This is a genomic window from Streptomyces shenzhenensis (assembly GCF_003688995.1).
Classification (GTDB): Bacteria; Actinomycetota; Actinomycetes; order Streptomycetales; family Streptomycetaceae; genus Streptomyces; species Streptomyces shenzhenensis_A.
In genome coordinates this window covers 1-20,226 of sequence record NZ_PENI01000053.1, presented here as the reverse complement: position 1 = coordinate 20,226, position 20,226 = coordinate 1, and the positions used below count along the sequence as shown (strand labels likewise).

17 protein-coding genes and 2 pseudogenes are annotated in these 20,226 nt (G+C 74.1%); 13 read left to right on the top strand and 6 right to left on the bottom strand.

The window, feature by feature from the left end:
- Window positions 1-13 precede the first annotated feature (13 nt).
- The 6 genes from CTZ28_RS43905 to CTZ28_RS43880 all read left to right on the top strand — a co-directional run bounded on the left by CTZ28_RS43905 (window position 14) and on the right by CTZ28_RS43880 (window position 7,482).
- Window positions 14-853, top strand: a complete 840-nt coding sequence (locus CTZ28_RS43905; RefSeq protein ID WP_121895355.1) for a carbohydrate ABC transporter permease — start codon at window positions 14-16, stop codon at window positions 851-853.
- 44 nt (window positions 854-897) lie between these two features.
- Entirely contained in the window at window positions 898-2,262 is a 1,365-nt protein-coding gene (locus CTZ28_RS43900) for a GH1 family beta-glucosidase (protein ID WP_121895376.1), read from the top strand.
- Window positions 2,263-2,365: 103 nt separating this feature from the next.
- A complete protein-coding gene (locus tag CTZ28_RS43895) occupies window positions 2,366-2,902 on the top strand; it encodes a GNAT family N-acetyltransferase (protein ID WP_121895354.1) in 537 nt (178 codons plus the stop codon).
- A 3-nt stretch (window positions 2,903-2,905) separates the two neighbouring features.
- Window positions 2,906-4,417, top strand: a complete 1,512-nt coding sequence (locus CTZ28_RS43890) for an ABC transporter substrate-binding protein (RefSeq protein ID WP_121895353.1) — start codon at window positions 2,906-2,908, stop codon at window positions 4,415-4,417.
- A 306-nt stretch (window positions 4,418-4,723) separates the two neighbouring features.
- Window positions 4,724-6,166 carry an ABC transporter permease subunit gene (locus CTZ28_RS43885; protein WP_310887660.1) on the top strand — a complete coding sequence of 481 codons (1,443 nt, stop codon included), beginning with the start codon at window positions 4,724-4,726 and terminating at the stop codon, window positions 6,164-6,166.
- Window positions 6,163-7,482: an MDR family MFS transporter gene (locus CTZ28_RS43880; RefSeq protein ID WP_121895351.1), complete on the top strand. Its 1,320-nt coding sequence runs from the start codon at window positions 6,163-6,165 to the stop codon at window positions 7,480-7,482. The genes CTZ28_RS43885 and CTZ28_RS43880 overlap by 4 nt, the downstream gene beginning before the upstream one ends.
- Here the strand turns inward: CTZ28_RS43880 and CTZ28_RS43875 are convergent.
- Window positions 7,409-8,194 (bottom strand): CDP-alcohol phosphatidyltransferase family protein, encoded by a 786-nt coding sequence (locus CTZ28_RS43875; protein WP_259472091.1) that lies wholly within the window; start codon window positions 8,192-8,194, stop codon window positions 7,409-7,411. The two genes, CTZ28_RS43880 and CTZ28_RS43875, sit on opposite strands and share 74 nt — an antisense overlap.
- A 107-nt stretch (window positions 8,195-8,301) precedes the next feature.
- On the opposite strand from CTZ28_RS43875, the gene CTZ28_RS43870 reads away from it, so the two are divergent.
- The 5 genes and pseudogenes from CTZ28_RS43870 to CTZ28_RS43850 all read left to right on the top strand — a co-directional run.
- Window positions 8,302-9,276, top strand: coding sequence for a zinc-dependent alcohol dehydrogenase (locus CTZ28_RS43870; RefSeq protein WP_121895350.1), 975 nt, complete (start codon window positions 8,302-8,304; stop codon window positions 9,274-9,276).
- Between the two features lie 117 nt (window positions 9,277-9,393).
- The gene (locus tag CTZ28_RS43865; RefSeq protein ID WP_121895349.1) at window positions 9,394-9,792 is read left to right on the top strand and encodes a 6-pyruvoyl trahydropterin synthase family protein; all 399 of its coding nucleotides are present in this window, start codon (window positions 9,394-9,396) and stop codon (window positions 9,790-9,792) included.
- Complete coding sequence (locus CTZ28_RS43860) at window positions 9,789-10,973, top strand: glycosyltransferase family 4 protein (RefSeq protein WP_121895348.1); 1,185 nt, start codon at window positions 9,789-9,791, stop codon at window positions 10,971-10,973. Before CTZ28_RS43865 ends, CTZ28_RS43860 begins: the two co-directional genes overlap by 4 nt.
- An 89-nt stretch (window positions 10,974-11,062) precedes the next feature.
- Entirely contained in the window at window positions 11,063-12,025 is a 963-nt protein-coding gene (locus CTZ28_RS43855) for a class I SAM-dependent methyltransferase (RefSeq protein ID WP_259472090.1), read from the top strand.
- Window positions 12,022-13,071, top strand: a pseudogene (locus CTZ28_RS43850) (lysylphosphatidylglycerol synthase transmembrane domain-containing protein); the annotation flags it as partial. The gene CTZ28_RS43855 and the pseudogene CTZ28_RS43850, both read left to right, overlap by 4 nt.
- Before the next feature lie 161 nt (window positions 13,072-13,232).
- On the opposite strand, the gene CTZ28_RS43845 reads toward CTZ28_RS43850, so the two are convergent.
- Entirely contained in the window at window positions 13,233-14,000 is a 768-nt protein-coding gene (locus tag CTZ28_RS43845; RefSeq protein WP_121895347.1) for a creatininase family protein, read from the bottom strand.
- Window positions 14,001-14,038: 38 nt separating this feature from the next.
- Here CTZ28_RS43845 and ribA point away from each other — a divergent pair, with 38 nt between their 5' ends.
- A complete protein-coding gene (gene ribA, locus CTZ28_RS43840; RefSeq protein WP_121895346.1) occupies window positions 14,039-14,698 on the top strand; it encodes a GTP cyclohydrolase II in 660 nt (219 codons plus the stop codon).
- A gap of 30 nt (window positions 14,699-14,728) precedes the next feature.
- On the opposite strand, the gene CTZ28_RS43835 is transcribed toward ribA, so the two are convergent.
- Window positions 14,729-15,952 carry a serine hydrolase domain-containing protein gene (locus tag CTZ28_RS43835; protein WP_121895345.1) on the bottom strand — a complete coding sequence of 408 codons (1,224 nt, stop codon included), beginning with the start codon at window positions 15,950-15,952 and terminating at the stop codon, window positions 14,729-14,731.
- 484 nt (window positions 15,953-16,436) lie between these two features.
- Here CTZ28_RS43835 and CTZ28_RS43830 point away from each other — a divergent pair, with 484 nt between their 5' ends.
- A complete protein-coding gene (locus CTZ28_RS43830) occupies window positions 16,437-18,350 on the top strand; it encodes a glycosyltransferase family 39 protein (protein WP_121895344.1) in 1,914 nt (637 codons plus the stop codon).
- Between the two features lie 14 nt (window positions 18,351-18,364).
- On the opposite strand, the gene CTZ28_RS43825 is transcribed toward CTZ28_RS43830, so the two are convergent.
- The 3 genes and pseudogenes from CTZ28_RS43825 to CTZ28_RS43815 all read right to left on the bottom strand — a co-directional run.
- Window positions 18,365-18,958, bottom strand: coding sequence for a histidine phosphatase family protein (locus tag CTZ28_RS43825; protein ID WP_121895343.1), 594 nt, complete (start codon window positions 18,956-18,958; stop codon window positions 18,365-18,367).
- 6 nt (window positions 18,959-18,964) lie between these two features.
- The gene (gene gnd, locus CTZ28_RS43820) at window positions 18,965-19,846 is read right to left on the bottom strand and encodes a phosphogluconate dehydrogenase (NAD(+)-dependent, decarboxylating) (RefSeq protein ID WP_121895342.1); all 882 of its coding nucleotides are present in this window, start codon (window positions 19,844-19,846) and stop codon (window positions 18,965-18,967) included.
- An 18-nt stretch (window positions 19,847-19,864) separates the two neighbouring features.
- Window positions 19,865-20,226: pseudogene (locus CTZ28_RS43815) on the bottom strand (glucose-6-phosphate isomerase); the annotation flags it as partial.

The window sequence follows — 20,226 nt, the reverse complement described above, 5'->3', positions numbered from 1 at the left end:
TTTCCGCTCGCCGATGGCCCCGCCGCGCTCCTTCCTGTGGTCACGGCGGATCTTCCTCACCCTGCTCACCGGCTTCGTCCTGGTGCCCGTGTACGTCATGGTCTCCAGCTCGCTCAAACCGCTCGCCGACGTCAGCGGCAGGTTCCGCTGGCTGCCCAGCGGCCTGACGATCCGCCCGTACATCGACATCTGGTCGACGGTGCCGCTCGCCAAGTACTTCGTGAACTCGCTGATCGTGGCGGGCGCGGCCACCGTCTGCTCGGTGGTGATCGCGGTGTTCGCCGCGTACGCCGTCAGCCGCTACTCCTTCCGCGGCAAGCGGGTGTTCACGGTGACCGTGCTGTCGACGCAGATGTTCCCCGGCATCCTCTTCCTGCTGCCGCTGTTCCTCATCTACGTCAACATCGGCAACGCCACCGGCATCGCCCTGTTCGGCTCCCGTGGCGGGCTGATCCTGACCTACCTCACCTTCTCGCTGCCGTTCTCCATCTGGATGCTCATCGGGTACTTCGACTCGGTGCCGCGCGATCTCGACGAGGCCGCGCTGGTGGACGGCTGCGGACCGCTCGGCGCGCTGTTCCGGGTCGTCGTGCCGGCCGCGGTCCCCGGCATCGTCGCGGTCGCCGTCTATGCGTTCATGACCGCCTGGGGCGAGGTGTTGTTCGCCTCGGTGATGACCGACGAGACCACCCGCACCCTCGCCGTCGGCCTCCAGGGCTACTCCACGCTCAACGACGTCTACTGGAACCAGATCATGGCCGCCTCGCTCGTCGTCAGCGTGCCCGTCGTGGCCGGCTTCCTCCTCCTGCAGCGCTACCTCGTCGCCGGGCTGACGGCGGGAGCCGTCAAGTGACGCACCGTCCGGCCGGCAACTCCGTCCGTTCCGAAGGGACTTCCGTGTCCGACCGCATCGACCTCGCCGCGCTTCCGCACGACTTCCTGTGGGGCACGGCCACATCGGCGTACCAGATCGAGGGAGCCGTCGCCGAGGACGGCCGCACCCCGTCGATCTGGGACACCTTCTCGCACACCCCCGGCAGGATCGACAACGGCGACCACGGCGACGTCGCCTGCGACCACTACCACCGCTGGCGCGAGGACATCGACCTGATGCGCCGGCTCGGCACCAACGCCTACCGGCTGTCCATCGCCTGGCCGCGTGTGCTGCCCGGCGGCGACGGCCCGGTCAACCCCGAGGGCCTCGCCTTCTACGACCAGTTGGTCGACGCCCTGCTGGAGGCGGGCATCACCCCGTCCGTCACCCTCTACCACTGGGACCTGCCGCAGGTCCTCCAGGACCGCGGCGGCTGGCCCGAGCGGGACACCGCCGAACACTTCGCGGCGTACGCCCAGGCCGTGGCCGCCCGGCTCGGCGACCGTGTGCACCACTGGGCCACCCTCAACGAGCCCTCCTGCTCGGCCTGGATCGGCCATCTGGAGGGCACGATGGCCCCCGGTCTGACCGACCTGACCGCCGCGGTCCGCGCCTCCTACCACCTGCTCCTCGGCCACGGGCTCGCCGTGCAGGCCCTGCGGGCCGCCGCGCCGGACGCCGAGATCGGCATCGTCAACAACCTCTCCACCGTGCGCCCGGCCGGCGACCGCCCCGAGGACGAGGCCGCCGCCCGACGGCACGACGGGCACGTCAACCGCTGGTGGCTGGACCCGGTGCACGGCTGCGGCTTCCCCGCCGACATGCGCGAGGTGTACGGCGTGGACCTGCCCGAGCGCCCGGGCGACCTGGAGACGATCGCGGCACCGCTGGACTGGCTGGGCCTCAACTACTACTTCCCGGCGCAGGTGACCGACGACCCGGCAGGACCCGCGCCCCACGCCCGCTCCGTGCGCCGCCCCGGCGTCCCGCGCACCGGCATGGACTGGGAGATCGACGCGAGCGGCATCGAGACGCTGCTGCTGCGGCTCACCCACGAGTACGGGGCCCGCCGGATCTACGTCACCGAGAACGGCTGCGCCTACCCGGACGTGATCCGCCCCGACGGCACCGTCGACGACCCCGAGCGCCAGGACTACCTGGTCGAACACCTCGCGGCCTGCGCCTCCGCGGCCCGCAAGGGCGCCCCACTGGCCGGGTACTTCGCCTGGTCGCTGCTCGACAACTTCGAGTGGGCCTACGGCTACGACAAACGTTTCGGCCTGGTCCACGTCGACTACCGCACCCAACAACGCACGATCAAGAACACCGGCCACCGCTACACGGACATCATCCACCACCACCGAACCCAATCCCACCACACCACCTGACCCCGGCCCGGGGACCGCTCGCACATCGCTCCGCGCATGCCGGCCCGGCGGGACCGCGGGGGCGGGTTGATCACCGCCCGAAGTTAATGCATATGATGTGCAAGTGCGCGATATCATCATCAGGAGTGCGGGTCCGGAGGACGTCGGTGGGGTTCGGGGGGTCATGCTCGACACCGTCTACCGGGACTTCGGTACGGGGTATGTGTCCCGGTGGCACGAGGACATCGTCGATCCGGTGAGTGCCTATGTCGTCCCCGAGCGGCATGCGCTGCTCGTCGCCGTGGACGCGGGCGGCGGGGACGTCGTGGCGACCGCCGCGCTCGACTCCCGCGGGCCCGCGCATCCGCCCAACCCGCTGAGGCTGGCCGAGCGCTACCCCTCCGGGGAGACCGCCCAGCTGCGGCGGGTGTATGTGCGGCCCGAGTACCGCAGGCGCGGGCTCGCCCGGCGGCTCGTCGCGGAACTGCTGGCCTTCGCCGAGGCGGACGGCGGCTACCGGTCCGTGTATCTGCACACCGACCCGGCCGTGCCCGGCGCCGAGGCGTTCTGGCGATCGCTCGGGAAGGTCGTGCACGACGAGCGCGAGGACCCGGGCGGCGGACAGGGGATCGTGCACTTCGAGATACCGATGGGGCGATGAACGATGCGGCTCCGTCTGTCTCGCCGCGCGCGCCGGTTGCGGGCGGTCTGTGGTGTGCTGCTCGCTCCCGTCCTGGCCGGCTGCTTCGCCTCCGGCGGTGACACACAGGAAGGTGACGCGCAGGGCGCCCGGCGGCTCCGGGTCGCGCTCGCCTTCCCGCCCGCCGAACGGCTCTCCCCATACGGCGCCGACGCCACCATCCTCAGCCGGCTCGGGGTCACCGAGGGACTGACCGCGCTGGACGGCAACGGGGCCGCGGCGCCCGCGCTCGCCAAGTCCTGGCGGCGGGACGGCGACCGCGCCTGGGTGTTCACGCTGCGCGAGGCCGCCTTCCAGGACGGCGCCGACGTCACCCCGGCCGCCGTCGTCACCGCCCTCACCCACGCCGCCGAGGCCAGGCCCGCGCCCGCCGCCCTGTCCGGCGTCACGCTGACCGCCACGGCCGAGGGCGGCCGGAACGTACGCATCACCACCGGCCGGCCCGACCCGATCCTGCCGCTGCGGCTGTCCAGCCCGGGCCTCGCCGTCCTGTCCCAGAAGGCGTACGGACCGGACGGCGCCGTCGACCCCCTCGGCACCGGCACCGGCCCCTTCGCGCTCACCAAGGTCACCGGCGCGACCGCCGCCACCCTCGACCGCTTCGACGACTACTGGGGCGGCCTGGCCCAGGCGCCCGGCGTCGACGTCCGGTTCATCGCCGACGGCACCGCCCGGGCCAACGCCCTGCGCACCGGCGAGGCCGACATCGCCGAGGCGATCCCCGTCGCCCAGGCCGCCACCCTCGACCCCGCGACGCGGCGCGAGACCGCGACCACGCGGACCACCGGCCTGCTCCTCAACAGCGCGTCAGGCCCGTTCGAGAACCCCGCCCTGCGGGCCGCCGCCCGCGCGGCCGTCGACACCTCGGGTCTCGCCGAGGACGTCTACGAGTCACACGCCGACCCCGGCTCCGGCCTCTACGGACCCGCCGTGACCTGGGCCGACGGCAAGCACCTCGAACCCGCCGGCCGGGCCCGCCCGGGCCGGCCGGACGGCGCCGCCGTCACCCTGGCCACCTACGACAACCGGCCCGAACTCCCCGAGGTCGCCCAGGTGCTGAAGCAGCAGCTGGAGCGGGCCGGGTTCCGGGTCCGGCTGGTGGTGCGCGAGTACGCACGGCTGGAGAGCGACGCGCTCGCCGGGAAGTTCGACGCGCTCGTCCTCGCCCGCAACAGCCTCGTCGACACCGGCGACCCCGTGGCCGTCCTCGCCAGCGACTACAGCTGCGACGGCGGCTACAACCTGGCCCAGCTGTGCGACAAGGACGTCGACCGGGCGGTCGCCGAGGCCGAGGCCACCGCCGACCCCGCGCGACGACAGGACGCCGCCCTCGCCGCCGAAGCCGAGATCCTCGGCACCGACGCCGTCGTACCCCTCGTCCACCAGCGCGTCATCACCGGCGTCGGCACCTCGGTGAAGGGCGTGCTGCTCGACCCGTACGAGCGGACCCTCGTCGGCACCGGCACCCGGCGCTGACCCGTGAAGAGCGCACTGTGGCGGGCCGGTCTCGCCCTCGCCCTGGTGTGCGGGATCGGCCTGCTGCCCTGGCTGTCGCGCACCGACCCGGCGCTCACCGTCCTCAAGGCCCGCGCCCAGGACCGGGAGCCGACCCCCGAGGTGCTCGCCGCCGTCCGGGACCAACTCGGCCTGGACCGCGGACCGTTGCCGCTGCTCGGGCAGTGGCTGACCGGGCTCGTCCGCGGCGACGCCGGACGGTCGTGGATCTCCGGTGCCGAGGTCGCCCCGGATGTCCTCCAAGCACTGTCCGTCTCCCTGCTGCTGATGGCGGTCGCCTGCCTGGCCGCGGTCTGCACGGCCGCCGCGGTGTGCGCCCGCACCCTGTACCGGGGCGGGCGGCGGCGGCCCGGCGGCACCGGCTCCGCCGTGCTCGCCGCGCTCCCCGAGTTCCTCACCGCCTCCGTCCTGGCCACCGTCGTCGGCGTCCACCTGGGCTGGCTGCCCGCCCTCGGCTGGTACGGGCCGCGCTGGACGGTGCTGCCCGCGCTCGCCCTGGGACTGCCCGCCGGGGCCGTGCTCGGCCGGCTCCTCGACGACCTGCTGCCGGGCGCCTTCGCGGAACCCTGGGCGCGGGCCGCCGCGGCCCGCGGACTGCCCGGCCGCCGCATCGCCCGCCAGGCGCTGCGCCGCTGCGTGCCCGCACTGCTGCCCAACGCCGCGCTGTTCGTCGTCGGACTGACCGGCGGCGCCGTCGCTGTCGAGCAGATCTTCGACATCCCCGGCCTCGGCCGCACCACCCTGCAGGCCGCCCTCGCCCAGGACCTGCCCGTCCTCCAGGCCGGCACCCTCGCCCTGCTGCTGCTCGGCGCCGCCGCCTCGGGCGCGGCCCGTCTCACGGCCCGGCTGCTGATCGGCCCCGCCCTGCGCGACGGCGCCCTCAGCACGCTGCACCGGCCCACCCCGCCCGCGCACCGCACCCTGCCCCTCGTCCTCGGCGCGGCGCTCCTGGCCACCGTCGCCCTCGGCCTGCCCCGCGACCCGCTCACCGTCACCACCGACGAACGACTCCAACCCCCTTCCGCACAGCACCCGTTCGGCACCGACGCGCTCGGCCGCGACCTGCTCGCGCGCGTCGCGCACGGCACCCTCGACACCCTGCTGCTCGCCCTCGCCGTCAGCGCCGCCGCCCTCCTCGCCGGGGTCCTGCTCGGACTGCTGCCCCGGCTGTCCGGACCGCTCGTCGACACCGTCAACGCCGTACCGCCCGTCCTCGCCGCGCTCCTGGTCACCGCGGTCGCGGGCGGCGGCCCCAGCACCCCGGCGCTCGCCGTGACCGCGGTCGCCTGGGCCCCGCTCGCCACGCACACCGCCGCCCTGCTGCAACAGGAGCGCGCCACCCTGCACTTCACGGCCACCCGCGCCCTGGGCGCCGGCCGCCGCCACCTGCTGCGCCGTGAACTGGTGCCGGCCGTGCTCCCGCCCGTCGTCCGGCACGCCCTGCTCCGGCTGCCCGGCGTCGCCCTCGCCCTGGCCTCCCTGGGCTTCCTCGGCCTCGGCGCCCAGCCGCCGTCCCCGGAATGGGGCCAACTCCTCGCCGAGAACCAGCCCTACGCGGAACGCGCGCCCTGGGCCGTCCTCGCCCCCGCCGCTCTGCTCGCCCTGCTCGGCGCGCTCGCGGTGACCGCCGCGGGCGGGCTGCGCCGGCCGCGCCCCGGACCCCGTACCGTGGAAGTGCCCGTGACCGCGGCACAGGCGCCCGCCCGATGACCGCACGCGGGGCCCGCCCGGGGACGAAGGGCACGCCCCTCACCCCGCTGTTGCGCCTGCTGATCCTCACCCAACTCGCCTTCAACATCGGCTTCTTCGCCGTCCTGCCGTTCCTCGCCGAGCACCTGGGGCAGGCGATCGGCATGGCCGGCTGGCTCGTCGGCCTCGTCCTCGGCCTGCGCACCTTCAGCCAGCAGGGGCTCTTCGTGATGGGCGGGGCGCTCGCCGACCGCTACGGCATCCGGCCCGTCGTGCTCGCCGGCTGCGCCCTGCGGATCGCCGGATTCGTCTGGCTCGGCCACGCCGAGCGGACCTGGGCGGTGATCTGCGCCGTGCTGCTGATCGGGTTCGCCGCCGCGCTGTTCTCACCCGCCGTGGAGTCCGAAGTGGCCCGGCAGGCGGTGGTCCGGGAGAAGGCGGGCGGCGGCCCGCGCACCCGCGTCCTCGCCCTGTTCACCGTCGCCGGGCAGGCGGGCGCCTTCCTCGGGCCGCTGCTCGGCGCGCTGCTGCTCACCGCCGACTTCCGCACGGTGTGCCTGGCCGGCGCCGGAATCTTCGTCCTGGTCCTCGTCGGGCACGCCCGGCTGCTGCCGCAGCACATCCCCGGCCGGACACACCGGCCGGTCCGGGGCGGTGCGCGGGGTCTGCTGCGCAACCGCCGCTTCCTCGCGCTGTGCTGCGCCTACGGCGCCTATCTGCTCGCCTACAACCAGCTCTATCTCGCGCTGCCCGCCGAGGTGGCCCGGGCCACCGGTTCGCAGACCCCGCTGGCCTGGCTGTTCGCGCTGTCCTCGCTGCTGGTCGTGGCCGCCCAACTGCCCGTCACCCGCTGGGCGGGCCGGCGGCTCACACCCCGCCGGTCCATGGTGGCCGGGCTGCTGCTGGTCGCCGCCGGGTTCGCGGCCGTGGCGGCGGCCCGCCCGGCGGCCCCGACCGGCACCGCCGGGCTGCTGCCCGCCGCGGTCCTCGTCGTCCTGCTCACCCTGGGCCAGATGCTCATCGCGCCCGTGGCGCGGGCCTGGGTGCCCGATCTCGCCGAGGACGGCAGGCTCGGCCTGTACACCGGGGCACTGTCCTCGCTGGCCGGGCTGATCGTGCTGGCCGGCAGCGCGGCGACCGGCACCCTCCTCGACAGCCCGCTCCCGCCGGCCGTGCCCTGGCTGGTCCTGGCCGCCGTACCGGCTGCGGCCGTCGCCCTGCTGCCGCGCCCGGCGCGTGCCCCTGACGGGTCCGCGGGCCCGGTCACCGCCCGGCCGGCTCCAGCACCTGCGGAGCGGGAGCGTCCGGGACCGGATCGGGAGCGTCCGGAACCGTGAGCCGTGCGGTCCGCCACAGCCACAGCACGTCCCGGCCGAACGACCAAACCAGCGAGCCGAGCGACAGCAGCACCACGGCGAAGTCGGCGGCCAGCGGCAGCAGTTGCGCACCCGCCAGCAGCAGACACACGCCCTGCAGCGCGGCGACCGTCTTGCGGGCGAACGACGGCGGCAGCGGGGCGTTCAGCCACGGCGCGACGCGGGCCGCCGCGACGAACACGTAGCGCATGCAGCCGATCAGCAGCACCCACGGGCCGAGCCGCGTCGACACATACACGCTCAGCACCAGGATCAGGAACGCGTCGACCTCCATGTCGAAGCGGGCGCCCAGCGCCGTCGACGTACCGGTGCGCCGGGCGACCTTGCCGTCGACGCCGTCCAGGAGCAGCGCCACCGCCGTGAGGCCGACGAGCAGGGTGAGCGGCGGCGCGCTGTCGAAGGAGTCCGCGACCAGTGCCGTCACCCCGCCGACCAGGGTGGCCCGGCCGAGGGTGACCCGGTTGGCCGGGCCGAAGGAGCGCAGCCGGGAGCGGTGCAGCGCCCGGGAGAGCACCGCCCAGGTCGCGAACGCGAACGCCAGCCCGGTCAGCCAGCCCGCCGGCCCCATGCCGAACGCCGAACCCAGCAGGACCAGCAACAGGATCTGTACGCCCGCTCCCACGGCCGTCTCCTGCTGGACCAGCCTGGCGTCGTAAGTGTTGTTCAGGGCCACGGCACACCTTCCGGCCGAGTGACAGAGTTGATCAGTGCCGCGTACTGTGCGCGGCCTGTGCACATCTCGGTACGTGAACAACTTCCCGATCGTTCAGGAGGATGCCGATGAACCGGTCCGCGCGTGCGTTCTGGCTCCGTTCGCCGGGCCACGGCGAACTGCGTGAGGTCACCGTCCCCGAGCCCGCCGCGGGCGAGGTCCTGGTGCGCACGCTCTACTCCGCGGTCAGCCGCGGTACGGAGACCCTGGTGTTCCGCGGCGGGGTTCCGCAGAGCCAGCACGCAGTCATGCGGGCGCCGTTCCAGGAGGGCGACTTCCCCGGCCCGGTGAAGTACGGCTACCTCAATGTGGGCGTCGTCGAGCAGGGTCCGGACACCCTGACCGGACGCACCGTCTTCTGCCTGTACCCGCACCAGAGCCGCTACGTCGTTCCGGTGAGCGCGGTCACCCCGGTGCCGGACCGGGTGCCCGCCGGGCGGGCCGTCCTCGCGGGCACCGTGGAGACCGCCGTCAACGCCCTGTGGGACGCCGCGCCGCTCATCGGCGACCGGATCGCGGTGGTCGGCGGCGGCATGGTCGGCTGCTCGGTGGCCGCCCTGCTGGCCCGCTTCCCCGGCATACGGCTCCAACTGGTCGACACCGACCCGGCGCGCGCCGCCACCGCCGAGGCCCTGGGTGTCGACTTCGCCGCGCCCGACGACGCGCTCGGCGACTGCGACCTGGTCGTCCACGCCAGCGCCAGCGAGCAGGGCCTGACCCGGGCCCTCGGCCTGCTCACCGCCGAGGGCACGGTCCTCGAACTGAGCTGGTACGGCGACCGGCGCGTCAGCCTGCCGCTCGGCGAGGCCTTCCACTCCCGGCGGCTCACCGTCCGCAGCAGCCAGGTCGGCGAGGTCTCCCCGGCCCGCCGTGCGAGCCGCGGCTACGCCGACCGGCTGGCCCTCGCCCTCGATCTGCTCGCCGATCCGGCCCTGGACGCGCTCATCACGGGAGAAAGCGCGTTCGAGGAGCTGCCGGAGGTGATGCCGGGGCTCGCCACGGGGGAGATCCCGGCGCTGTGCCACCGGATCCGATACGCCTGACCTGAGAAAAAGCGTGAGCAGGCAGTGAACGCGGGGAAGCGAAGAGCCGTACTACACGGCATCCCCCGGCCGCAGCGGACGGGGGAACCAGACGCGCCGCACCTGGAGGGTCGTCCGTTGTTCAGCATCACCGTCCGCGATCACATCATGATCGCCCACAGCTTCCGCGGCGAGGTGTTCGGGCCCGCGCAGCGACTGCACGGGGCCACGTTCCTCGTGGACGCGACGTTCCGCCGTCAGCAGCTCGACGACGACAACATCGTCGTCGACATCGGCCTGGCCACGCAGGAACTCGGAGCGGTCGTCAGCGAGCTGAACTACAGAAACCTCGACAACGAGCCCGACTTCGCCGGCGTCAACACCTCGACGGAGTTCCTCGCCAAGGTGATCGCCGACCGGCTCGTGGAATGCATCCACAAGGGCGCCCTCGGCGAGGGCGCCAAGGGCCTGGCGGGCGTCACGGTCACCCTGCACGAGTCGCACGTCGCCTGGGCGAGTTACGAGCGTGACCTGTGACCGACACGACCATCGGCCGCGCGCCGTCCCTGACCTATGTGCCCGCGCAGCGCGCGGCCCTGAAGAACGTCGGGATCATCCCCATGTCCCTGCGCACCCTGCACTTCGTCATGCCGGGCGGTGTCGACGACCCGGCCGCGCCCAGCGGCGGCAACGCCTACGACCGGCGCCTGTGCCTGGACCTGCCCGGCTTCGGCTGGCAGGTCACCCGGCACGCCGTCGACGGCACCTGGCCCCGCCCCGGCGCCGCCGCCCGCGACCAACTCGCCCGCACCCTGCGGGAGTTGCCGGACGGCTCGGTGGTCCTGCTCGACGGCCTCGTCGCCTGCGCGGTCCCGGAGACCGTGGTCCCCGAGGCGGAGCGGCTGCGCCTCGCGGTCCTCGTCCATCTGCCGCTCGGGGACGAGACGGGCCTGGACCCGTCCGTGGCCGCCGACCTGGACGCCAGGGAACGCGCGGTGCTCCGGGCGGTGCCCGCGGTGATCGCCACCAGCGACTGGGCGGTCCGCCGCCTCGTCTCCCACCACGGCCTCGCCCCGGAGCGGGTGCACATCGCCACGCCCGGCGCCGACATCGCACCCCTCGCCGTCGGCACCGACGGCCTCTCGAACCTGCTGTGCGTGGCCTCGGTGACGCCGCGCAAGGGGCAGCACCGGCTGGTGGAGGCGCTGGCCGCGGTACGGGACCTGCCGTGGAACTGCGTGTGCGTCGGCGGCCTCGGCCACGACCCCGAGTACGTCACCCATCTGCGGTCCCTGATCGCACGGCACGGACTGACCGGCCGGCTGCACCTGGCGGGCCCGCGCTCCGGCGCCGACCTCGACGCCAGTTACGCCGCCGCCGACCTGATGGTCCTCACCTCGTACGCCGAGACGTACGGCATGGCGGTCACCGAGGCGCTCGCCCGTGGCATCCCGGTCCTCGCGACGGACGTCGGTGGACTGCCCGAGGCACTGGGCCGCGCGCCGGACGGCGGAGTGCCCGGCATCCTCGTCCCGCCGGAGGACCCCGCCGCGCTCGCCGCCGAACTGCGCGGCTGGTTCGGCGAGGCCGATGTGCGCCGCCGCCTCAAGGCCGCCGCGCGGGGCCGCCGGGCGGCGCTCGACGGCTGGGCGACCACGGCCCGCAGCCTGGCCGGGGTCCTGCAACGGCTCCCGGACGAACCCCGGAGGGCGGCATGAGCGGGACGGGCACACCGGCCGGGCGGACACCGGTACGGGCCGTGACGCGGGCCGTACCGGGCGCGGGACCGACGAAGGGGACAGGGACGATGACGGAGCCCGGCGCACCGAGCCGCGCCGCGCACGAGGGGGCCGGCCCGCCCGTGGCGGCCGGCGCCGGGCCTGCGCCGCGGCCGGGGGAGCGGCCCACCGTGCGGCTGCGCGACTCCGAGCCGCAGGAGCCGCCGCGGTACGCACCCGAGTGGCTCGAACTGCGCGAGCCGGCCGATGCCACGGCCCGGGCGCTGGACCTGCTCGACCCGCTGCGGATCCGGCTCGCCAATCTGCCCGGCCGGGCCGACGGGCTGGTGGTGCACGACCTGGGCTGCGGCACCGGGTCGATGGGCCGCTGGCTCGCGCCCCGCCTGGACAGCGCCCAGCACTGGATCCTGCACGACCGCGACCCCTACCTGCTGCACTTCGCCGCCGTGGGCTCCCCACGCGCCGCCGCCGACGGCAGCCGGGTCACCGTGGAGACCCGGCGCGGCGACGTGGCCCGGCTGACTCCGGACGCCCTGACCGGCGCCTCACTGGTGACGGCGTCCGCACTGCTCGACGTCCTCACCCACGAGGAGGTCGCGACGCTCGCCGCGGCCTGTGTGGCGGCCGGCTGCCCGGCGCTGCTGACCCTCTCGGTCGCCGGACGCGTCCAGCTCACCCCCGCCGACCCGCTGGACGCGGACATCACCGAGGCGTTCAACGCCCACCAGCGGCGCACGGGACTGCTCGGCCCCGACGCCGTCACCGTGACCTGCGAGGCCTTCGCCGACCGCGGGGCGACGGTGAAGCTGCAACCGAGCCCCTGGCGCCTGGGACCCGAGGAGGCCGCGCTGACGGCCCAGTGGCTGCGCGGCTGGGTGGGCGCGGCCGTGGAACAGCGCCCCGAGCTGGCGCAGCGCGCCGACCGCTACCTCGAGGACCGCCTGGCGGCCTGCGCTGCGGGCGAGTTGCATGTCGTCGTCCACCACACCGACCTGCTCGCCCTGGTCCGCCCGACGGGCCACGCCTCATGACCCCGCGCACGGCGGGCCCCGGGACCAGGGCGTACACCCCGCCCCGTACCGACCGCACCCGCCCGGCGCCCCCCGCCCAGCGGCAGCACACACCGAACCCGCAGCCCGCGATCGCGCTCGGCACTCCGCCCGCGCCCGACGCCGGGTCCGCGTCCGCTGCCACGCACCCGGGTGACGAACCGTTTACCCACCCCCGCCCGGAGGGCCCCGCCGGCGGTTCCCGGGGCGGGCGGCGGGGAGCGTCGGCGGTGCGCCGCGCCGTGCGCGGGCGCCTGGGTGCCCTGGTCGGGGCCGGGATCCTCGGGGTGCTGCTGTGGCGGCTGGGGACCGGTGTGTTCGTGGACGGGCTGCGGCGGATCGACCTGGCGACGCTGCTGCTCGCCGTGGGCATCGGCGTCGTCACCACCGTGTTCAGCGCCTGGCGTTGGCACCTCGTGGCCCGGGGGCTGCGGATCCGGCTGCCGCTGGGGCCGGCCGTCGCCGACTACTACCGCGCGCTGTTCCTGAACGCGGCCCTGCCCGGCGGCGTGCTCGGCGATGTGCACCGGGCCGTCCGGCACGGGCAGAGCGCCGGGGACGTCGGGCGCGGCGTCCGCGCGGTCGTGCTGGAGCGGGCCGCAGGACAGGCCGCACTGGCCGTGGTCGGTGCGGCGGTGCTGCTCACGCTGCCCTCCCCGGTCCGGGACGACGCCCGGCACTTCGCCCCGCTGGTGGCCCTCGCCGCGGCGGGCGGCTGCGCCGTCGTCCTCGCCGTCCGGATGAACCGCGCACCCTCCCGCCGTCGCGGCACCCTGCGCACCGCGCTCGCCGAGGCCCGCGAGGGTTTGTTCTCCCGCGCCAACTGGCCCGGCGTCGCCGTGTCCTCGGCGGTCGTCCTGGCCGGACACCTCGCGATGTTCGTGGTGGCGGCCCGGGCCGCCGGCTCGGCGGCCTCCGTCGCGGCACTGCTGCCCCTCGCGGTCCTCGCCCTGGTCGCCATGGGCCTGCCCCTGAACATCGGCGGCTTCGGCCCCCGGGAGGGCGTCACCGCCTGGGCGTTCGGCGCCGCCGGCCTGGGCGTGAACAGCGGACTGGCCACGGCCGTCGTGTACGGGGTGCTCGGCCTCGCGGCGAGCCTGCCCGGCCTCGCCGTCCTGATCGCCCGCTGGTGCACGGGATTTCACCGGCGCGCGGCCGAACCGCCCGCCGCCGACGCCGGGTTGCCGGCTCAGCGGGCCGTTTCCGCCCCGGAGGTCAGCAGGGTGAAATATCCCGCGAAGGATTCGGCGAGGCTCGACAGCAGATTCTTCCCCTTTTCCGCCGAACCCAGGGAAGGGCGGCCGATGACCCCGGATTCGGTATAGGCGGACATTCCCGCGGTGAGCAGATGACGTCGGTCGTCCGCGGTGAAATCGGCGGACTCGTAACCAGGACGGACCAATTCAGGATGAGCGTGCAGCAGAATGGAGGTCTCGATCTCCCCCGCGTGCATGTCGGTCAGCAGCGAGGTGCGCACCCCGGCCCGCTCCCGGGCGGTCTCCCAGTCCTCGGCGGCCGGGAACAGCGCCATCCGCTCCCCGCGCGCGGCGGACTCCTGAACCACGTTGCCCAGTACGTAGTTGCCGCCGTGGCCGTTGACCACGGCGAGCGCGTCGACGCCGGACCCGCGCAGCGACGCCGCGATGTCGCGCACCACCGCGTGCAGGGTCACGGCGGAGATACTGACGGTCCCGGGCCAGGCCGCGTGCTCGTGCGAGCAGGACACCGTCACCGGGGGAAGGAGGTGCACGGGGTACGCCGCGGCGATCTCCCGCGCGACGGCGCAGGCGACCAGCGTGTCGGTCGCCAGCGGAAGGAACGGACCGTGCTGCTCGAAACTCCCCACGGGAAGGACGGCGACCTGTGCCGAGACGCCCGCCCCGCGCGTCCGTACGTCCTCCGTCGTGTCCGCCGGCATCACACCGTGTCCCACCGCGTGCGCGCCCGAACCACTCATCTTTCCATGGCCTTTCGTCTCTGCTTAGGAATCAGATCATGACAGAAAACATCGGCGTACTCGGCCAGAAGTCCGCACGGCGTTCGGGCGTGGAACGTGTCGTGAACGCACCGCTGCCCACCGTGTACGGGAAATTCCAGGCCATCGGCTATCTGGACCACGACCGGGGCGAGGAACAGGTCGCGCTCGTGCACGGCGACCTCGGTACCGAGGACGTGCTGACCCGGCTCCACTCGGAGTGCCTCACCGGCGACGCGTTCGGCTCCCAGCACTGCGAGTGCGGCGACCAGCTCGCCTCCGCGCTGCGCGCCGTGGTCGCCGAGGGCGCCGGCGTCGTCGTCTATCTCAGAGGGCACGAGGGCCGCGGCATCGGACTGCTCGCCAAGCTGCGCGCGATGGCCCTGCAGGCGGAGGGCCTGGACACCGTCGAGGCGAACCTCGCCCAGGGGCTGCCGGTCGACGCCCGCGACTACGGCGTGGCCGCCGCGATCCTGCGCGACCTGGGTGTCACCTCGGTGCGGCTGATGTCCAACAACCCGCGCAAACGGGAGTCGTTGCTGCGGCACGGTGTCCAGGTCGCCGAGGAGGTACCGCTGTTGATCCCGCCGTGCGAGAACAACATCACCTATCTGCGGACCAAGCGGGAGCGCCTCGACCACCACCTGCCCCATCTGGACGCGGTGGCGCACTGGTCCTGACGGGGCCCGCGGCGGCTCCCGCGGCCGGGCTCAGTCCACCACTGCCTCGTGCACCAGCCGCTTCAGCTCCGGGAACACCTTCAGCGTCCTGGGCCGCACCTGGGTCATGAACTGCACGGTGAGATCACGGTCCGGGTCGACCCAGAAGGTCGTGGTAGCCACCCCGCTCCAGCCGTAGGTGCCGGGCCCGGCCGGGGCCACGGTGCGGTCCGGGTCGATCACCACGGAGACCCCGAGACCGAAGCCGATCCCGGCGTTGCCCGGTTCCCGGTGCGCGGGGGCGCCGACGGCGCGCAGGTCGGCGCCGCCGGGCAGGTGGTTACGGGTCATCAGGGCCACCGTGTCGGGCCGCAGCAGCCGGACGCCGTCCAGCTCGCCGCCCCGGCGCAGCATCTCCGCGAACCGGTGGTAGTCGTAGGCCGTGGCCACCATGCCGCCGCTGCCGGACAGGAACCGGGGACGGCCGCGCAGCGGCAGGCCGGGGATCGGCTCGATGCCGCCGTCCTCGGTCTCCCCGTACAACTCGGAGAGCCGGTCGGCCTGTTCGGGCACGATGTGCAGTCCGGCGTCCGGCATCCCGAGCGGGCGGAAGATCCGCTCGGCGAGGAACGCGTCGAGCGGCTGCCCGGAGACCACCTCGATCACCCGGCCGAGCACATTGGAGGCCACCGAGTAGTTCCACTGCGTGCCCGGCTCGAACTGCAGCGGCAGCCCGGCGTACACGTCGATCGTCTCGGCGAGGTTCGCGCCGGGCGGCACGGACGACTCCAGGCCGGCCGCCCGGTAGAGGGCGTCGACCGGGTGGGAGTGGTAGAAGGCGAAGGTCAGGCCCGCCGTGTGGGTGAGCAGATGCCGGATCAGAACGGGGCCCTCGGCCGGGCGGGTGGTCACCTCGCTGCCGGAGCCGGCCGCGTACACCCGAGGGTTCGCGAAGGCCGGGAGGTACCGGTCGAGCAGGTCGTCCAGGGACAGCCGGCCCTCCTCCATCAGGAGCAGCACGGCGACCGCGGTGACCGGCTTGGTCATCGAGTAGATCCGCCACAGCGTGTCCGGCTCCACGGGCAGTCCGGCCGCCCGGTCGCGGTGGCCGTGCGCCGTGAGATGGGCGACGCGTCCGCCGCGGGCCACGGACACCAGGTAGCCGGGCAGCCGGCCCTCGTCGACGTAGTGGGCGAAGTACTGGTCGAGGCGGTCCAGCGCCTTCGGGTCGAGACCGGCCTCGTCCGGGTCGACTTCCTGTCGCAGCTGTGCCATCGCTCTCCTTCGCTCGGGTGGTACGCGGTGCCGTCCGGCTCATCCCGCCTGGACGGACGCGGACTCTGTCGGACCACATCGTGGCGCAGGAAACGGGGGTGGGCGCGGTCAACGGCGTGTTGTGTGATCGACGCGACGTGCCGCCGTGATCCGTTGCGGTCCGGATGCGGCCGCGCCGTGGCGCCCGCGCAGTTCCCCGCGCCCCTTTGGGGTGCGCCCGGACTGAGGGCGGGGCTTGGTTTGTGCCTCGATTTGTTGTGGGGCGGGTGCGGCAGCGTCGTGGTTGCTCGCGCAGTTCCCCGCGCCCCTTTGGGGGCGCGTCCGGGCCGCGGGGCCGAGAGCCCGGTGTGGGCCGGGTGAGAGGCCGGTGAGATCTCCCTCTGTTTCAGGGTTCGTTCAGGTTCGCCGAACCATACTCGCGAAAGTCCGGAATGCGCCCCGCGCCCCGGACCCGAGTCGACCCGGCTGCCCTGGAAGGCCGTTCATGCCGAGCACCGTCAGCGAACCGCGCACCGAGGTCCGCACGGGCCCACCGCCGCCCCGGGCCGCGCCGCGCACCCGTGCCGAACGCCACGAGCGCCCGCTGCTCCTGTGCATCGCGGCGCTCGCCGCCCTGCTCTTCCTCTGGGGCCTCGACCACAGCGCCTACCACGCCTTCTACGCGAGCGCCGTGCGCAGCATGACCGACAGCCCGGCCGCCTTCCTCTACGGCTCCTTCGACCCCGCGGGCTCGATCACCCTCGACAAGCTGCCCGGCTTCCTGTGGCCCCAGGCCCTGTCGGCGCTGGCCTTCGGCTTCCACCCGTGGGCGCTGGTGCTCCCGCAGGCCGTCGAGGGCGTGGCCTGCGTCCTCCTGCTCCATCTCGTGGTGCGCCGCTGGGCCGGGGTGCCCGCCGGTCTCGCGGCGGCCGGGTTCCTCACGCTCACCCCGGTGACCGTGGGCGTGGGGCGGTCGGTGGTCGAGGACGCGCCGTTCGTCCTGCTGCTGCTCCTCGCCGCCGAGGCCACCCAGCGGGCGACCGCACGGGCCCGGCCGCGCACCCTGCTGCTCGCCGGATTCTGGGTGGGCGCGGCGTTCCAGTGCAAGATGCTGGAGGCCTGGGCGGTGCTGCCCGCGCTGGCCGTGACCTACCTGGTCGCCGCGCCCGCCCCGTGGCGCCGCCGGGTCGGTCATCTCGCCCTGGCCGGCGCGGTGACGGCGGCGGTGTCCCTGTCGTGGATGCTGGTGGCCACCCTCACCCCGGCCGGGTCGCGCCCCTATCTCGACGGCACCACCGACAACTCGGCCTTCGGCATGGTCGTCGGCTACAACTTCCTGACCCGTTTCCACGCGCTCGGCGTCGACGCGGCCGGCACCGGCAGCATCGTCACCGGCCGGCCCGCGCATCCGGGCGGCGCCCATGTGTCCATGGGCGACAGTGTCTGGAAGATGTTCAGTCCCGGGCTCGCCACCCAGACGGGATGGCTGTACCCGCTCGCGGCCCTCGGGCTCGTCGGCGGCCTGGTGGCGCTGTGGCGACGGCGCGTGCCGCGCACCGACCGCCTGCTCGCCGGGCATGTGTTGTGGGGGGTGTGGCTGGCCACCTTCTTCGTGGTGTTCAGCTTCGGCAGTGTGACCGGCCACACGTACTACATGGGTGTCGTCGCGGTGGCCCTGTCGGCACTGGCCGGAGCCGGGGTCGTCCAGGGGTGGCGGGCGGTACGGGCCGGGGGCCGCGCGGCCTGGCTCCTCCCGGCGGTGATCGCCGTCAATGTCGCCTGGTGCGCGGCCCTGACGCTGTGCTACCCGCGGTTCTTCGGCTGGTCGGCGCCCGCCGCCGGTGTCCTGTGTCTGGCCGGGCTCGCCCTGACCGGTGTGCGGCGCGAGCGGGCCGTCACGGCCGGAACGGCCGTCGCGCTCGCCGCGGTCCTGCTGATCCCCGCCGTGTGGTCGGCCTCGGCGCTGTCCCCGCGCTACAACCAGCCCGGCGGCTTCGGCCGGGTCGGCCCGAACAGCATCCGCACCGGCGACGCGCTGTCGGCCCTGACCCCCGCGCGGCACCGCCTGCTGGCCTACCTCACCGCGCACCGCGACGGCGCCCGCTATCTGGCGGCCGTGCCCAGCTGGACCGTCGCCGCGCCGTACGTCATTGCCGCCGACGCACCCGTGCTGCCCGCCGGCGGGTTCACCGGACGTGTCCGCTTCCCCACCCCGCGGGGCCTGAGCCGGCTGGTCGACTCCGGCCGGCTGCGCTTCGTCCTGCTGCGCCGCTCCGACCTCATGGACCGTCCCGGCGCCGGACGGGCCCAGGCCGGCGCGCTGGCCCGCTGGACCGTCGTGCACTGCGCACCGGTGCCGCCGGCCGCGTACGGCGGCCGGTATCTGCTGTACCGCTGCGGCCCCGGGCCCGGCGCGTGAGCCGGGCCGGGGTGTCAGGTGGTCCTGTTCCACTCCGCGATCACGGGCCGGCCGTGTTCCGTGGACAGCCGGCTGACCGTGCCGGTCGCCAGCTGGAAGAGGCGGCCCTCGGCCGGCGGCAGCCCCAGCCGGCGGGCGGTGAGCACCCGCAGGAAGTGGGCGTGGGCGACGAGCAGCACGTCGCCGGTGTCCCGGGCGAGGGCGGCGTCGACCCGGGACAGCACCCGGTCGGCCCGCCGGCCCGCCTGCGCGGGTGACTCGCCGGGGTGCCCGTCGGGGCCGGGTGGTACGCCGTCCGTCCACAGGTCCCAGCCGGGGCGGGTCAGCTGGATCTCGCGGGTGGTGATGCCCTCGTAGCCGCCGTAGTCCCACTCGTGCAGCTCGGGGTCGGGCACCGCCCCGCTCAGGCCCGCGAGTTCGGCGGTGCGGATCGCGCGGGTGAGCGGGCTGGTGAGGGTGAGCGCGTAGGTCCGGCCCGAGAGGAGCGGAGCGAGGGACTTGGCCTGCTCCTCGCCGTGCCGGGTCAGCGGCAGGTCGGTCGAGCTGGTGTGCCGGCCCGTCAGGCTCCACTCCGTCTCGCCGTGGCGGACCAGTATCAGGTCCCCCACGGCCGGTTACTCCTTCACCGACTCGACGGCGTGGCCGCCGAACTGGTTGCGCAGCGCCGCGATCATCTTCATCTGCGGAGAGTCGTCCTGGCGCGAGGCGAAGCGCGCGAAGAGGGAGGAGGTGATCGCCGGCAGCGGGACCGCGTGGTCGATGGCGGCCTCGACGGTCCAGCGGCCCTCGCCGGAGTCCTGCGCGAAGCCCTTGAGCTGCTCCAGGTGCTCGTCCTCGTCCAGGGCGTTGACCGCGAGGTCGAGCAGCCAGGAACGGATGACGGTGCCCTGCTGCCAGGAGCGGTACACCTCGCGCACGTTGTCCACCGAGTTGGCCTTCTCCAGCAGCTCCCAGCCCTCGGCGTACGCCTGCATCATCGCGTACTCGATGCCGTTGTGGACCATCTTGGAGAAGTGCCCGGCGCCGACCCGGCCCGCGTGGACATAGCCGTACGGGCCCTCGGGCTTGAGCGACTCGAAGATCGGCTGCAGCCGCTCGACGTGCTCCTTGTCACCGCCGACCATCAGCGCGTAGCCGTTCTGCAGGCCCCATACGCCGCCGGAGACGCCCGCGTCGACGAAGCCGATGCCCTTGATGCCGAGTTCCGCGGCGTGCTTCTCGTCGTCGGTCCAGCGGGAGTTGCCGCCGTCGACCACGGTGTCGCCGGGTGACAGCAGGTCGCCGAGTTCGTCGACGACCGACTGGGTGGGGTGGCCGGCGGGGACCATGACCCACACCACGCGCGGCGCGTCGAGCTGTTCGACCAGTGCGGCGAGGCTCTTCACGTCGGTGAGGTCGGGGTCGCGGTCGTAGCCGATGACGGTGTGGCCGGCGCGGCGGATGCGCTCGCGCATGTTGCCGCCCATCTTGCCGAGGCCGATGAGTCCGAGCTGCATGTCAGTTCACTCTTTTCTCTACGCGTTCTTGAGCGTGCGGTAGGCGGCGACGAGGGCGGTGGTGGACGGGTCGAGCCCGGGGACCTCGGTGCCTTCGGTGAGCGCGGGTTCGATGCGCTTGGCGAGGACCTTGCCGAGTTCGACGCCCCACTGGTCGAAGGAGTCGATGTTCCAGACCGCGCCCTGGACGAACACCTTGTGCTCGTACAGCGCGATCAGCTGGCCCAGCACCGACGGGGTCAGCTCACGCGCGAGGATCGTGGTCGTCGGCCGGTCACCGCGGAACGTCTTGTGCGCCACCAGCTCCTCCGGCACACCCTCCGCCCGCACCTCGTCGGCGGTCCTGCCGAACGCGAGCGCCTGGGTCTGCGCGAAGAAGT

Excerpts from the sequence above, each read along its gene's own strand:
- CTZ28_RS43870 (WP_121895350.1), top strand. The coding sequence starts at position 8,302 with ATGAACCGGTCCGCGCGTGCGTTCTGGCTCCGTTCGCCGGGCCACGGC.
- CTZ28_RS43835 (WP_121895345.1), bottom strand. The coding sequence starts at position 15,952 with ATGGCACAGCTGCGACAGGAAGTCGACCCGGACGAGGCCGGTCTCGAC.
- gnd (WP_121895342.1), bottom strand. The coding sequence starts at position 19,846 with ATGCAGCTCGGACTCATCGGCCTCGGCAAGATGGGCGGCAACATGCGC.
- CTZ28_RS43890 (WP_121895353.1), top strand. The coding sequence starts at position 2,906 with ATGCGGCTCCGTCTGTCTCGCCGCGCGCGCCGGTTGCGGGCGGTCTGT.
- CTZ28_RS43845 (WP_121895347.1), bottom strand. The coding sequence starts at position 14,000 with ATGAGTGGTTCGGGCGCGCACGCGGTGGGACACGGTGTGATGCCGGCG.
- CTZ28_RS43855 (WP_259472090.1), top strand. The coding sequence starts at position 11,063 with ATGACGGAGCCCGGCGCACCGAGCCGCGCCGCGCACGAGGGGGCCGGC.
- ribA (WP_121895346.1), top strand. The coding sequence starts at position 14,039 with ATGACAGAAAACATCGGCGTACTCGGCCAGAAGTCCGCACGGCGTTCG.
- CTZ28_RS43880 (WP_121895351.1), top strand. The coding sequence starts at position 6,163 with ATGACCGCACGCGGGGCCCGCCCGGGGACGAAGGGCACGCCCCTCACC.
- CTZ28_RS43905 (WP_121895355.1), top strand. The coding sequence starts at position 14 with ATGGCCCCGCCGCGCTCCTTCCTGTGGTCACGGCGGATCTTCCTCACC.
- CTZ28_RS43885 (WP_310887660.1), top strand. The coding sequence starts at position 4,724 with ATGGCGGTCGCCTGCCTGGCCGCGGTCTGCACGGCCGCCGCGGTGTGC.
- CTZ28_RS43830 (WP_121895344.1), top strand. The coding sequence starts at position 16,437 with ATGCCGAGCACCGTCAGCGAACCGCGCACCGAGGTCCGCACGGGCCCA.